This window comes from Stutzerimonas stutzeri, assembly GCF_018138085.1.
GTDB classification, from domain to species: Bacteria; Pseudomonadota; Gammaproteobacteria; order Pseudomonadales; family Pseudomonadaceae; genus Stutzerimonas; species Stutzerimonas stutzeri_AI.
The window spans coordinates 3,287,518-3,300,172 of the sequence record NZ_CP073105.1 but is presented as its reverse complement, the minus strand read 5'-3'; the positions used below and the strand labels follow the sequence as shown (position 1 = coordinate 3,300,172).

The 12,655-nt window shown below is 62.5% G+C and carries 14 protein-coding genes; 10 read left to right on the top strand and 4 right to left on the bottom strand.

The window, feature by feature from the left end; translation table 11 throughout:
• Positions 1-119: 119 nt before the first annotated feature.
• Positions 120-1,514: a Si-specific NAD(P)(+) transhydrogenase gene (gene sthA / locus KCX70_RS15215; protein ID WP_021206508.1), complete on the top strand. Its 1,395-nt coding sequence runs from the start codon at positions 120-122 to the stop codon at positions 1,512-1,514.
• A 180-nt stretch (positions 1,515-1,694) separates the two neighbouring features.
• Here sthA and KCX70_RS15210 read toward each other — a convergent pair whose 3' ends face one another.
• Genes KCX70_RS15210 through KCX70_RS15200 form a run of 3 tightly spaced genes read right to left on the bottom strand, consistent with a single transcriptional unit; the run spans position 1,695 to position 3,293 of the window.
• Positions 1,695-2,417, bottom strand: coding sequence for a glycerophosphodiester phosphodiesterase (locus KCX70_RS15210; protein WP_021206507.1), 723 nt, complete (start codon positions 2,415-2,417; stop codon positions 1,695-1,697).
• Positions 2,414-2,719: a hypothetical protein gene (locus KCX70_RS15205; RefSeq protein ID WP_021206506.1), complete on the bottom strand. Its 306-nt coding sequence runs from the start codon at positions 2,717-2,719 to the stop codon at positions 2,414-2,416. Before KCX70_RS15205 ends, KCX70_RS15210 begins: the two co-directional genes overlap by 4 nt.
• Before the next feature lies 1 nt (position 2,720).
• On the bottom strand, positions 2,721-3,293 hold the full coding sequence (locus tag KCX70_RS15200; protein WP_031310695.1) for a PilZ domain-containing protein: 573 nt from the start codon (positions 3,291-3,293) through the stop codon (positions 2,721-2,723).
• A gap of 100 nt (positions 3,294-3,393) precedes the next feature.
• On the opposite strand from KCX70_RS15200, the gene KCX70_RS15195 reads away from it, so the two are divergent.
• From KCX70_RS15195 to KCX70_RS15185, 3 genes are read left to right on the top strand one after another with little or no spacing between them, the layout of a single operon-like run.
• Positions 3,394-4,641, top strand: a complete 1,248-nt coding sequence (locus tag KCX70_RS15195; protein WP_212618047.1) for a lipoprotein-releasing ABC transporter permease subunit — start codon at positions 3,394-3,396, stop codon at positions 4,639-4,641.
• Positions 4,634-5,347 carry a lipoprotein-releasing ABC transporter ATP-binding protein LolD gene (gene lolD / locus KCX70_RS15190; protein ID WP_392602419.1) on the top strand — a complete coding sequence of 238 codons (714 nt, stop codon included), beginning with the start codon at positions 4,634-4,636 and terminating at the stop codon, positions 5,345-5,347. Before KCX70_RS15195 ends, lolD begins: the two co-directional genes overlap by 8 nt.
• Positions 5,347-6,594 carry a lipoprotein-releasing ABC transporter permease subunit gene (locus KCX70_RS15185; protein ID WP_212618046.1) on the top strand — a complete coding sequence of 416 codons (1,248 nt, stop codon included), beginning with the start codon at positions 5,347-5,349 and terminating at the stop codon, positions 6,592-6,594. Before lolD ends, KCX70_RS15185 begins: the two co-directional genes overlap by 1 nt.
• A gap of 7 nt (positions 6,595-6,601) precedes the next feature.
• On the opposite strand, the gene KCX70_RS15180 is transcribed toward KCX70_RS15185, so the two are convergent.
• Positions 6,602-7,117 (bottom strand): DUF2062 domain-containing protein, encoded by a 516-nt coding sequence (locus tag KCX70_RS15180; protein ID WP_021206501.1) that lies wholly within the window; start codon positions 7,115-7,117, stop codon positions 6,602-6,604.
• Between the two features lie 184 nt (positions 7,118-7,301).
• Here KCX70_RS15180 and KCX70_RS15175 point away from each other — a divergent pair, with 184 nt between their 5' ends.
• The 6 genes from KCX70_RS15175 (at position 7,302) to kdsB (ending at position 12,653) form a co-directional block, all read left to right on the top strand.
• Positions 7,302-9,527 carry a DNA internalization-related competence protein ComEC/Rec2 gene (locus KCX70_RS15175; protein ID WP_212618045.1) on the top strand — a complete coding sequence of 742 codons (2,226 nt, stop codon included), beginning with the start codon at positions 7,302-7,304 and terminating at the stop codon, positions 9,525-9,527.
• Positions 9,528-9,598: 71 nt separating this feature from the next.
• Positions 9,599-10,231 (top strand): MotA/TolQ/ExbB proton channel family protein, encoded by a 633-nt coding sequence (locus KCX70_RS15170; RefSeq protein WP_021206499.1) that lies wholly within the window; start codon positions 9,599-9,601, stop codon positions 10,229-10,231.
• Positions 10,228-10,656, top strand: coding sequence for an ExbD/TolR family protein (locus KCX70_RS15165; RefSeq protein ID WP_021206498.1), 429 nt, complete (start codon positions 10,228-10,230; stop codon positions 10,654-10,656). Before KCX70_RS15170 ends, KCX70_RS15165 begins: the two co-directional genes overlap by 4 nt.
• A complete protein-coding gene (gene lpxK / locus KCX70_RS15160; RefSeq protein WP_212618044.1) occupies positions 10,656-11,660 on the top strand; it encodes a tetraacyldisaccharide 4'-kinase in 1,005 nt (334 codons plus the stop codon). Before KCX70_RS15165 ends, lpxK begins: the two co-directional genes overlap by 1 nt.
• Positions 11,661-11,706: 46 nt before the next feature.
• Entirely contained in the window at positions 11,707-11,892 is a 186-nt protein-coding gene (locus KCX70_RS15155) for a Trm112 family protein (protein WP_019342470.1), read from the top strand.
• The gene (gene kdsB, locus KCX70_RS15150; protein ID WP_212618043.1) at positions 11,889-12,653 is read left to right on the top strand and encodes a 3-deoxy-manno-octulosonate cytidylyltransferase; all 765 of its coding nucleotides are present in this window, start codon (positions 11,889-11,891) and stop codon (positions 12,651-12,653) included. The genes KCX70_RS15155 and kdsB overlap by 4 nt, the downstream gene beginning before the upstream one ends.
• Positions 12,654-12,655 lie beyond the last annotated feature (2 nt).

Here is a 12,655-nt window from a genome sequence, read left to right as displayed (position 1 = left end):
GTGCCGACGCTGCTCGGCACCTGTGGCCGGGACCGTCCGGGTACGCCTGACGGTTTTTTCCTGGCCAGCGTAATTCGTTAACAGCGGCAGGTTGGCCTGCCGCGTGTTCAGGGGTGAATATGGCTGTCTACAATTACGATGTAGTGGTTTTGGGCTCGGGCCCAGCCGGCGAAGGCGCGGCGATGAATGCGGTCAAGGCGGGACGCAAGGTCGCCGTGGTCGATAGCAGGCCACACGTCGGCGGCAACTCCACCCATCTGGGAACCATTCCTTCCAAGGCGCTGCGCCATTCGGTACGGCAGATCATGCAGTACAACACCAACCCGTTGTTCCGCCAGATCGGCGAACCTCGCTGGTTCTCTTTTCCCGACGTGCTGAAAAGTGCCGAGAGCGTGATCGCCAAGCAGGTCACCTCCCGTACGGGCTACTACGCACGCAACCGCATCGACATCTTTTTCGGCACCGCGAGCTTTGCCGATGAGCAGACGGTCGAAGTGGTCAGCGCCAACGGCATGGTCGAAACGCTGGTGGCCAATCAATTCATCATCGCGACCGGCTCGCGCCCGTATCGTCCCGCGGACGTCGACTTCTCGCACCCGCGCATCTACGACAGCGATACCATTCTCACGCTGAGCCATACGCCGCGCCGCCTGATCATCTACGGCGCCGGGGTGATCGGCTCGGAGTATGCGTCGATTTTCAGTGGCCTGGGCGTGCTGGTCGATCTGATCGATAACCGCGACCAGTTGCTCAGCTTCCTCGATGACGAAATCTCCGATGCGCTCAGCTATCACCTGCGCAACAACAATGTGCTGATTCGCCATAAGGAAGAGTACGAGCGCGTCGAGGGCGTCGACAACGGCGTGATTCTCCATCTCAAGTCCGGAAAGAAGATCAAGGCAGATGCCTTCCTCTGGTGCAACGGGCGAACCGGCAATACCGACAAGCTTGCGCTGGAAAACATCGGCCTCAAGGTGAACAGCCGTGGGCAGATCAAAGTCGACGAACACTACCGCACGGATGTCGGCAACATCTATGCGGCAGGCGATGTGATCGGCTGGCCGTCCCTGGCCAGCGCGGCCTACGATCAGGGGCGTTCAGCGGCAGGCAGCATCGTCGACAACAACAGCTGGCGTTTCGTCGACGACGTCCCGACCGGCATCTACACCATCCCGGAGATTAGTTCGATCGGCAAGAACGAGCGTGAGCTCACCGAGGCGAAGATTCCGTACGAGGTTGGCAAGGCATTCTTCAAGGGAATGGCGCGTGCGCAGATTTCCGCCGAGCCGGTAGGGATGCTGAAGATACTTTTCCATCGCGAGACGTTGGCGGTGCTCGGCGTTCATTGCTTTGGCTATCAGGCATCGGAGATCGTGCATATCGGCCAGGCGATCATGAATCAGCCGGGTGAGGCGAATACGTTGAAGTATTTCGTCAATACCACGTTCAACTATCCGACCATGGCCGAGGCCTATCGCGTCGCCGCGTTCGACGGGCTAAACCGGCTTTTTTGAGCGGCTCCGACCGGTGGCCTGAGCCGGTCGGAGAGGATAGCCAGGATTGGCGCTGGCCGAATCGGGAAAGCTTTTGAAAAGCCGATAGGAGCGCTGAAGGCTTCAGGGCTGGACGAAACGGTAGCGTAAGTTGCCGTTCCGAATCGCAGGAACGCCTTGGCAAAGACCGAGCCGTTCAGCCTACCGCTTGGCCAGCGTTTCCACTGCCAGGCCGGGGAAGTCGGTGATCAGGCTGTCCACGCCGAAGTCCGCGAGCCGGCGCATAAGCGCTGGCTCGTTCACGGTCCACACGGAAACGTGCAAACCCTGCGCGCGTGCCTTGGCGATGCGCTCGGGGGTACAGAGCGTCCACTTCAGTGCGAGAAGTTCGCAGCCGTACTGATTGGCGACCTTCAATGGATCAAGCCAGGCGTATTCGGCTACAAGCCCTGATGACAGCTCCGGCGTCAGCCTTTTCAGTGCCCTCAGCACTTCGCGCGACCCTGAGGTGACTGTGATTCGATCGAGCAACCCGTAACGTTCGGCCAGTTCCTTGATGGCCAGAACCGAGCGTGCCGCACGTACGCGCGAGGCGCTTTTCACCTCGAGCTGCCAGTGCTCGAAGTCGCACTTCTCGAACAGCTCCGCCAGCCTGGGTATCGGGCACGGTTGTTTCCAGCCGGGCCCGCCGCTGCGCGCATCGTAATGAACCAGCTCCTCGGCGTCGTGCTCCACGACCTTGCCACGTCGCCCGGTGGTGCGCTTCAAGGTTGGGTCATGGATGACCATCAACTCGCCGTCGCGGGAAAGGTGCAAATCCAGCTCGCAGCGACGCACGCCATGGGCCAGGCATTGCTGGAAGCTGGCGAGGGTGTTTTCCGGCGCTTCGCCCTTTGCGCCGCGGTGGCCGTAGATCAAGGTCACGGTTCGATATCTCGCTGTAGGGATGGGGTGCTTTGATGGTGCATCACGCTGTCGATCACCCGGTCGTTCTCGAAGTACACCGAAAAATAGCGGTAGTCCCAGCGTGTAATGGGCGGGACTCCGACGGCGGGATGTTCCTCGTCGGCAAGGCCAAAGTGTTCGAGGACCGTACCCTTCGAGTCGCCGCGTCCGGGCAGCGTCAGTTGGGACTGGCCTTGCTGACCCACGGGGATGCGGATCGTCTCGGCAACGGCCGGGACACAAAAGGCAACGGCCAGAAGCGGAATCAATAATCGGTGCATGTCAGAGTTCCTGCAGACTTTCACGAGCCAGGCGTCGTTCCGTCGCCTGTTTCTGCAGGATATGCCGAGCGAGCAGCTGTCGTTGTGCATCAGTCAACGCTTCGAACGACGTCCCGATGGCGAAGCGTCCGTCATCCAAGGCTTGGCAGCTGGCGACGCGGGCGGCTAGCAGCAGCCCCAGGCATTGCGGCATCAGCGCCAGTTTCAGCGTCCAGGTCGAGCCTTCTTCGAGTGGCGCATCGTTGACGAAGCTGATCCCACCTTCGGACAGCACCACTTCGCGCACCGGCCCGATGTCTTTGAGTAGATCCCGCGCGAGCACTTGGGCAATCAGATCGATACGCTTGTTCTGTACCTTGAGGTAACTGGCCAGCGTACGGTTGCGTTCGGCAATCTGCCGCAACAGGTGCTGTGACTCGAAATCGAGCTGATGCAGCTCGCCAAGCAGACTGAACAACTGGTTCGCGCCGCCATCGGGGACTGTTTCGAGGTGTTCCAGCGGCAGGATTTCCAGTGCGATCACGTCCTCGATACGATAGTATTCGCGGCGATCTTCGGTGTCTTCAGTGGGCATGTCGATCCCTGGGCTGCAGTGATGGCTTGAGTGTATCAGGCCGTTTGGTATCGTCATTCAGCTTGTTATTTCCCGCCAGCGAAAGCGAACCCATCGATTTATGTTCAGACCGCTGTCCGTGTATATCGGGGCGCGCTACACACGCGCCAGACGTCGCAGCCTCTTCGTTTCCTTCATTTCCTTCACCTCGATGATCGGGCTGGCGCTGGGCGTGCTGGTGATGATCGTCGTACTGTCGGTCATGAATGGTTTCGATCACGAGATGCGCACGCGCGTGCTCGGCATGGTCCCGCACGCCACCATCGAACGCCCGACGCCGATCGACGATTGGCAGACCCTCGGAAATCGACTGATGCAGCATCCGCAGGTTTCGGCGGTGGCGCCGTTCATTCAGATGCAGGGTCTGCTGACGCATCGCGGGAAGGTCACCAAGACATTGATCAATGCGGTGGACCCGCAAGTCGAGCCGAAGGTATCCATCATCGGGCAGTTCTTTCGCGAAGGGGGGCTGGATGAGTTGGCCGCCGGCGAGTTCGGCATAGTCATCGGCGACAAGGCTGCCGACAAGCTTGGCGTTGGCGTCGGCGACAAGATCACTTTCGTCGCTCCGGAAGTGACGGTCACGCCGGCAGGTGTTTTTCCCCGCATGAAGCGCTTCACTGTGCGCGGCATCTTCCATGTCGGCGCCGGCGAAATAGACGGCTACGTGGCGATGGCCAATATCTCCGATCTGGCACGTCTGCATCGATGGAAGCCGGATCAGGTGCAGGGGCTGCGGCTGCGCTTCGAGGATCTGTTCCAGGCGCCGCGCACGGCATGGCAACTGGCGGGCCAGTTGGGCGACGACTTCTACTCACGTGACTGGACGCGCACCCACGGCAATCTCTATCAGGCGATACGCATGGAAAAGGCCATGATCGGCCTGTTGCTGCTGCTGATCGTCGCGGTGGCGGCCTTCAATATCATTTCCACCCTGGTCATGGTGGTCACCGACAAGCGGGGCGACATCGCCATCCTGCGGACCCTGGGGGCGACGCCCGGACAGATCATGGCGATCTTCATGGTCCAGGGTACGGTGATCGGCGTCGTCGGTACCCTGGTTGGTGCACTGCTGGGTATCTTCGCAGCGCTCAACGTCAGCAGCTGGATTGCCGCACTGGAGCATCTCATCGGGCACAAGTTTCTCAATGCGGACGTCTACTTCATCGATTACCTACCGTCTCGTCTGATGGCCGCTGACGTGATTCAGGTCTGCGCCGCGGCGCTCGTCCTGAGTTTTTTCGCCACCCTGTACCCGGCCTGGCGTGCGGCCCGTACACAGCCCGCCGAGGCGCTACGATATGAGTGAGCTGGTCATGCATCAAGAATCTCGGAAGGAAGGTGCGGTACTCAGTTGCCGCAACCTGGGCAAGCGCTATGAGCAGGGGCCCGAGTCGGTCAACGTGCTTTCCGGTCTTCAGTTGGAGCTGTTCCCGGGGCAGCGGGTGGCCATCGTGGGCAGCTCCGGTTCGGGCAAAAGTACCTTGCTGAACCTGCTTGGCGGCCTCGATACGCCGAGTGAAGGTAGTGTCTGGCTGGCCGGTGAGGAGCTCTCCGCTCTCAGCGAGAAGGACCGTGGACTGTTGCGCAATCGCGCGCTGGGCTTCGTCTACCAGTTTCACCATCTGCTGCCCGAGTTCACCGCGCTGGAAAACGTATGCATGCCATTGCTGATCGGCAAGACGTCGATTCCGGACGCGCGGGCCCGGGCTACCGAGCTGTTGCAGCGTGTGGGGCTTGGCCATCGGTTGGCGCATAAGCCGTCGGAGCTATCCGGCGGTGAGCGTCAGCGAGTGGCGATCGCCCGCGCGCTGGCCAACAGCCCGGCGCTGGTCTTGCTGGATGAACCCACCGGTAACCTTGATCACCATACGGCGCAGGGGATTCAGGATCTCATGCTGGAATTGAGCAGTTCCTTGCGCACGGCCTTTCTGGTCGTCACGCATGATCCGCAATTGGCCGGACAGATGGACCATATCCTGCGCCTGGAAGACGGCCGGTTGGTGGCTGGGTAATGTTCAGGCCGCTTAGCATTTTCATTGGCAGTCGCTATACGCGGGCCAAGCGCCGTAATCATTTCATTTCGTTCATTTCACTGACCTCGATGATCGGCTTGTCGCTGGGCGTGCTGGCGATGATTATCGTGCTCTCGGTCATGAACGGCTTCCAGCGCGAGATGAGCAATCGCGTGCTGGGCATGGTGCCCCATGCGGTCATCGCCGGTGACGGACAACCCGTGGACGACTGGCAGTCCCTGGCCGAGCGTGTTCGGGCGAATCCAATGGTCATCGGGGCCGCGCCAATCACTCAGCTAGAAGGCATGCTGTCCTATAAAGGCGCGATGCAGCCGATCGAAGTCAAAGGTATCGATCCGCAGGCCGAGGGCGGCGTCTCGATACTGGGGTCAAAGATGATCGCCGGTCGGCTCGATGACCTGAAACCGGGTGAGTCGGGCGTCATCCTCGGATTGATGACGGCGCGGCGATTCGGCTTGAAGCTGGGCGACAGGCTCACCCTCATCGTGCCGGAGCTCAGCGATGCGCCTGGCGGCGTTACACCGCGGATGCAGCGCTTGAATGTGGTCGGCGTGTTCAAGGTTGGAGCCGAACTGGACGGTAGCCTGGCCATGATTCACCGCAGCGATGCCGCTCGGATGCTGCGCTGGCAGCCGGAGCAGGTCGAGGGGGTCAGACTCAAGCTGACCGACCTGTACGCGGCCCCGCAGGTTACCGCCGAGCTGCTCGGCGAGCTCGGTGAGGGCTACCAGGGCGAAGACTGGTCGCGTACCCAGGGCAGCCTGTTCAGCGCCATGAAGATGGAAAAAACCATGATCGGGGTACTGCTCCTGCTGATCGTGGCGGTGGCCGCATTCAATATCATCGCCACCCTGATCATGGTCGTCGCCGACAAGCGGGCCGATATTGCAATCCTGCGAACGCTCGGAGCGACGCCACGGCAGATCATGACGATCTTCATGGTGCAGGGCAGCATTATCGGTTTGACCGGGACCCTCATCGGCACGGTTCTGGGTGTGCTCGGGGCGTTGAACGTCAGTGCGCTGGTCGCCTGGCTGGAGCGGGTGACCGGGCAGCACATCTTCAGTTCGGATGTTTACTTCATCAATACGCTGCCGTCGGAGCTGCGGCTCGAGGACGTGCTGCTGGTAACTATGGCGGCATTGCTTCTCAGCTTCCTGGCGACCGTCTATCCCGCATGGCGGGCAGCGCAAACCCAGCCCGCCGAGGCGCTGCGTTACGAGTGAGGCACACCTAGCGCCGATTTAGCTGGCGCTTGCGCCAACTGCGGCCGACCCACCAGCGCCAGTACAGCTGAGTGCCCACATAGCCGAGCAGGGCGGCCACCACGGCGACGACGAAAGAGCCCAGGAACAGCGGCTGCCAATGGCTATCGAGCATCTTGCGAACCCAGGCCAGGCTGAGCTCCATTGGCATCGGCGAGACTGGGGTGTCCATCAGCCATGCGCCGATCTTGTAGTTGCAGTAGAAGACCGGCGGCATCGTCAGTGGATTGGTCAGCCAGACCAGTCCCACGGCAATCGGCAGGTTGGCCCGGGCCGGTACCGCGCAGAGCGCCGCTGCCAGCATCTGCATGGGCATCGGGATCATCGCCCAGAACAGGCCGATGGCCATCGCCCGGGACACCGAGTGGCGATTGAGGTGCAACAGGTTGGGATCATGTGTAAGCGTGCCGAGAAATCGTAGAGACTTGTGCGTCTTGATGCGATCGGGGTGCGGCATGTAGCGTTTGAAAAAACGACGCGGCATGAAGATTCTCTGGCGGGCTGAACCGCGCCGGATTATGCCTGAAACGAGACCCGGCGCTGAGAGAAGATTGTGACGCGGATTCTACACTGTGCGGGCGCCGGCAGGACGTCGGCATGACGATGGTGATCGGGCAGCCGGGAAATCCCGCAGGCACCGGTCGCTGGAATGGAATCCAGGAGTACTCATGCGTGCAGCGATGCTGGCGCTGGCAGCGGGCCTCATACTGCTGCGTTTTCTACCGCAACTTCCACCCCCGTCTGCGCTCCCGCTAGTCATCCTGGCCGGGTTGCTGTTGCTGCCGTCCCGCTGGCGCGTGATCGGTTGTTTCCTGTGCGGGCTTGGTTGGGCCTGTCTGAGCGCCCATTGGGCATTGAGCGATCGCCTGCCAACGGCGCTCGACGGCCGCACGTTCTGGCTTGAAGGTCGGGTGACCGGTCTGCCGGATGTTCGCGGCGGGGTCGTGCGCTTCGAGCTGACCGATATTTCGTCGCGACATGAGGGCCTGCCTTCACGGATGCGCCTGGCGTGGTACGGCGGGCCGGCCATGCAGGCGGGAGAGCGCTGGCGTCTCGCGGCCAAGCTGAAGAGGCCACGAGGGTTGGTCAACCCGCAGCCATTCGACTACGAAGCCTGGCTCCTGGCGCGCCGAATCGGTGCCAGCGGGACCGTCAAGGCGGGCGAGCGCACCGGGTTGGCGGTGGGCGGGCAGGGGGCGCGCGATCAGCTGCGCCAACGCCTGTTGGCCGTCGATGCCCAGGGCCGTTCAGGCGCGATCGCCGCGCTGGTGGTCGGCGACGACAGTGGCCTGTCGACGGCGGACTGGCGCATCCTTCAAGACACCGGAACCGTCCACCTGATGGTGATCTCGGGGCAGCATGTGGGGATGCTGGCGGGCTTGCTCTACGGCCTGGTTGCGCTGTTGGCTCGGTGGGGCTTCTGGCCACAACGCATCGCCTGGCTGCCCTGTGCCTGTGGCGCGGCGTTGGCTGGTGCGCTCGTATACGGCTGGCTGGCAGGCTTCGACGTTCCGGTTCAGCGAGCGCTGATCATGGTCGCGCTGGTACTGCTATGGCGCTTGCGATTCAGGCATCTTGGCGTTTGCTTGCCGTTGCTGATTGCGCTGGATGGCGTGTTGCTGTTCGATCCGCTGGTCGTTCTGCGATCGGGATTCTGGCTGTCCTTTCTGGCGGTGGCGCTGCTTGCCTATATCTTCCGCGGGCGGCTGGGCCGTTGGGGTGGTTGGCAGACGTTGGGGCGCGCGCAGTGGGGCATGGCGATTGGGCTATTGCCGTTCCTGCTGATTCTGGGCTTGCCGGTGAGCTTGAGCGGCCCGGTCGCCAATCTGTTCGCGGTGCCTCTGGTCAGTGTGCTGATCGTGCCGCTGTCGTTGATGGGCACCGCCTTGTTGTGGCTGCCAGGTGTCGGCGAGGCGCTGCTCTGGCTGGCGGGCGGACTGCTGGTTTATCTATTCGATGCGCTGCGTTGGCTCGCCGGCTGGCAAGCGGCCTGGCTACCGGCTTCCTTGCCGCTGTGGGCCTGGTCGCTGGTCACGCTCGGAACGCTGCTGATCCTGGCTCCAGCCGGCCTGCCCTTGCGGGCGCTGGGGTTGGTACTGCTCGCACCGCTGTTGTTTCCCCCGATCAACAAGCCGGCCCACGGACAGGCAGACGTCTGGATCCTCGATGTCGGGCAGGGACTCGCGGTGCTGGTTCGCACGCATGAGCATGCTTTGCTGTACGACGCCGGGCCGCGCTACGGCGACTTCGATATCGGTGAGCGAGTGGTTTCGCCTTCGCTGCGCACGCTGGGCGCTGCGGATCTCGATCTGATGGTGCTCAGTCATGCCGATAGCGATCATGCGGGCGGCGCTGCAGCGATCCTGCGACAAATGCCGGTCGCACGGGTGCTCAGTGGCGAACCGGAGCGACTGCCCGCGTCGCTGGGCGCCGAGGCCTGTCCGTCAGGGCTGCACTGGGAATGGGACCATGTCGGCTTCACGCTCTGGCGCTGGTCGCAGGCTCGCAATGGAAACCAGTCGTCCTGCGTGCTGATGGTCGAGGCCAACGGCGAACGCCTGCTGCTAACCGGCGACATCGACGTGCCTGCCGAGCAGGCGCTGCTGGCAAGCGGTATGCCGCTCAAGGTGCGCTGGTTGCTGCTGCCGCATCATGGCAGTCACAGTTCCTCCTCCGAAGCCTTCATCGAGGCTGCAGGTGCGGAGGGGGCGCTCGTCTCGCGCAGTCTGCACAATGCCTTCGGACACCCACACCCGGACGTCGTGCGGCGGATCGAGGCATCCGGCGCGCAGCTTTACGATACGGCCGAGCAGGGTGCGCTGCAGATCCGTCTCGGACGTTTCGAGTCGCCGCGCGGATTGCGCGCCGAACGTCGGTTCTGGCGGGAAAAATGAGAACCGGGGCCGTCGGCGGCCTGACGACCCTATGCTAGAGTGACGCCACTTTTTCGAGGGGGATTCACGTCGTGTGGGAGCTGGTTAAAGCAGGTGGCTGGATTATGCTGCCGATCATTCTGTGTTCCGTCGCTGCCGCCGGAATCATCGCCGAGCGCCTATGGACGTTGCGACCTAGTCGTGTGACCCCTTCGCATCTGCTCGGCCAGGTGTGGAAATGGATCAAGGACAAGAAGCTCAGCAACCAGAAGCTCAAGGAGCTGCGTGCGGACTCACCCTTGGGCGAGATTCTCGCAGCGGGCCTGGCCAACTCCAAGCATGGTCGGGAGATCATGAAGGAGTGCATCGAGGAGGCCGCGGCGCGCGTCGTTCATGATCTCGAGCGGTACCTCAATGCCCTGGGCACCATTGCCGGCATCGCGCCCTTGCTGGGGCTGCTCGGTACGGTGCTTGGCATGATCGAGATATTCGGTGCCTTCATGGGCTCGGGTATGGCCAACGCCCCGATGCTCGCTTCGGGTATATCCAAGGCGCTTATCACTACGGCGGCGGGCCTGATGGTCGGCATTCCGGCCCTGTTCTTCCATCGCTTCCTGCTACGTCGCGTAGAGGAACTGGTGGTCGGGATGGAGCAGGAAGCGATCAAGCTGGTGGAAGTCGTGCAAGGCGACCGTGACGTCGATCTGGGCGAGGACAAGGCGTGAAGTTTCGTCGCAAGGCGCGGGAAAACGTCGACATCGGACTGGCCCCGCTGATCGACGTCGTCTTCATCCTGCTGCTGTTCTTCGTGGTCACGACCACCTTTACCCGCGAAACGCAGCTCAAGGTGGATCTGCCCGAGGCTGCCAGCGGCACGCCGCCGGAAGAGGCGCAAAAGAAACAGCTCGAAGTGGTCATCGATGTAGACGGCAGCTATTCACTCAATGGCAAGACGTTGATCAAGCACGATCTGAACACACTCATGGGCGCGCTGGCGAAGGAGTCGGGCGGAGACACCAGTCTGCCGATGATCATCAGCGCCGATGGCAAGACACCGCATCAGGCCGTCATCACCGCGATGGATGCAGCCGGAAAGCTTGGCTTCGCCCATCTGCGAATCACCACCGTCGAGGCCCAGCCGGAGCCCTGATGTCTTTTGCCGATCGTTTGCAGCGCGCCTGGTACGAGGGGCATCCGGCTCTGGCATTGCTTGCCCCGCTCGAGGCGCTCTACAGGCGGGTAGTCAGCGCCAGACGCAAGCGGTTCCTGGATGGCGCGGCCGATTGTTATCGGGCGCCAGTGCCGGTCGTAGTGGTAGGCAACATTACGGTTGGCGGGACCGGCAAAACGCCGTTGATCCTTTGGCTCATCGAACACTGCCGCCGACGTGGCGTGAAGGTCGGTGTGGTCAGCCGTGGGTACGGTGCCTCGCCCGCATCCTATCCATGGCGAGTCCGGGCGGAAGACTCGGCAGCCGAGGCGGGCGATGAACCCTTATTGATCGCGCAGCGCACCGGTGCGCCGGTCATGATCGATCCGGACCGTGCCCGTGCTGTTCGCGAGTTGCTGGCCCAAGAGTCAGTTGACTTGGTCCTGTCCGACGACGGGCTGCAGCATTACCGGTTGGCGCGTGATCTGGAATTGGTGCTCGTCGATGCGGTGCGCGGCCTGGGTAATCGGCGCTGCTTGCCCGCCGGCCCATTGCGTGAGCCGCCCGAACGGCTCGAATCGGTCGATGCGGTGTTATTCAATGGCGCGCAGGCCGACAGTCCCTCCGGCTTTGCCTTCGCCCTGCGGCCGTCCGGGTTGATAGAACTCGCAAGCCGGCAATGCTGGCCGCTCGACCATTTCCCCCCGGGCCAACAGGTGCATGCGGTTGCCGGGATCGGCAATCCACAGCGTTTCTTCACTACGCTCGAGGCGCTACACTGGCGGCCGATTCCGCACCCCTTCGCCGATCATGCCCGCTATAGCCTCGAGCAACTGAGCTTCCGCCCCGAGCTACCGCTGGTGATGACCGAGAAGGATGCGGTCAAATGCCGGGCATTCGCGCTGCCGGGCTGGTGCTATCTGCAGGTGCAGGCCGAGCCGTCAGCGGCGTTCGTGACCTGGTTCGATACCCAGCTGGACCGATTGCTGCCCCAACACCCCTAAGCCGCTCGATCTGCCATGTGCGGTCGGCTGCATCCAAGGACCGCGCATGGATACCAAACTGCTCGATATTCTCGCCTGCCCGCTGTGCAAGGGCCCGCTGAAGCTGACCGATGATAAGTCCGAACTGATCTGCAAGGCCGACGGCATGGCCTTTCCGGTGCGAGACGGTATTCCGGTGATGCTCGAGAGCGAAGCCCGTACCCTTGATGTGGACGAGCGTCTGGACAAATGACTAGCGCCTATACCGTCGTGATCCCGGCGCGTTATGCGTCCAGCCGCCTTCCGGGCAAGCCTCTGCAGGACATCGCCGGTAAGCCGATGATTCGCCACGTCTGGGAGCAGGCCAGTCGAAGCGGTGCTCAACGCGTCGTAATTGCCACCGACGACAGGCGCATTCTGGACGCATGCGAGGGCTTCGGCGCGCAGGTGGTGCTGACCTGCGTTGAACATAATTCTGGCACCGATCGGCTCGCTGAAGTGGCGGCCAAGCTGGGATTGGCGGCGGACGCGATAGTGGTCAACGTGCAAGGCGACGAGCCGTTGATCCCGCCTGCGGTGATCGATCAGGTGGCGCGCAATCTGGCGGCCCACCCAGAGGCGGCAATCGCCACGCTCGCCGAACCGATCGACGATCCCCGGGCGCTATTCAATCCGAACGTGGTGAAGGTGCTGAGCGATATCAATGGCTTGGCGCTAACGTTCAGCCGGGCGCCGCTACCCTGGGCGCGGGATGAGTTCTCGCTTGGTCGTGACGTGCTGCCATCAGGCGTTCCATACCGTCGGCATATCGGCATTTATGCCTACCGGGCGGGGTTTCTTGCCGACTTCGTGTCCTGGGGCCCCTGCTGGCTGGAAAACACCGAGTGCCTCGAGCAGTTGCGGGCGCTCTGGCACGGCAAGCGCATACACGTTGCCGAGGCAGTCGAGGCGCCGCCCGCCGGAGTCGATACCGCCGAGGATCTCGAGCGCGTCCGCAAGTTGCTCGGAGCCTGAGC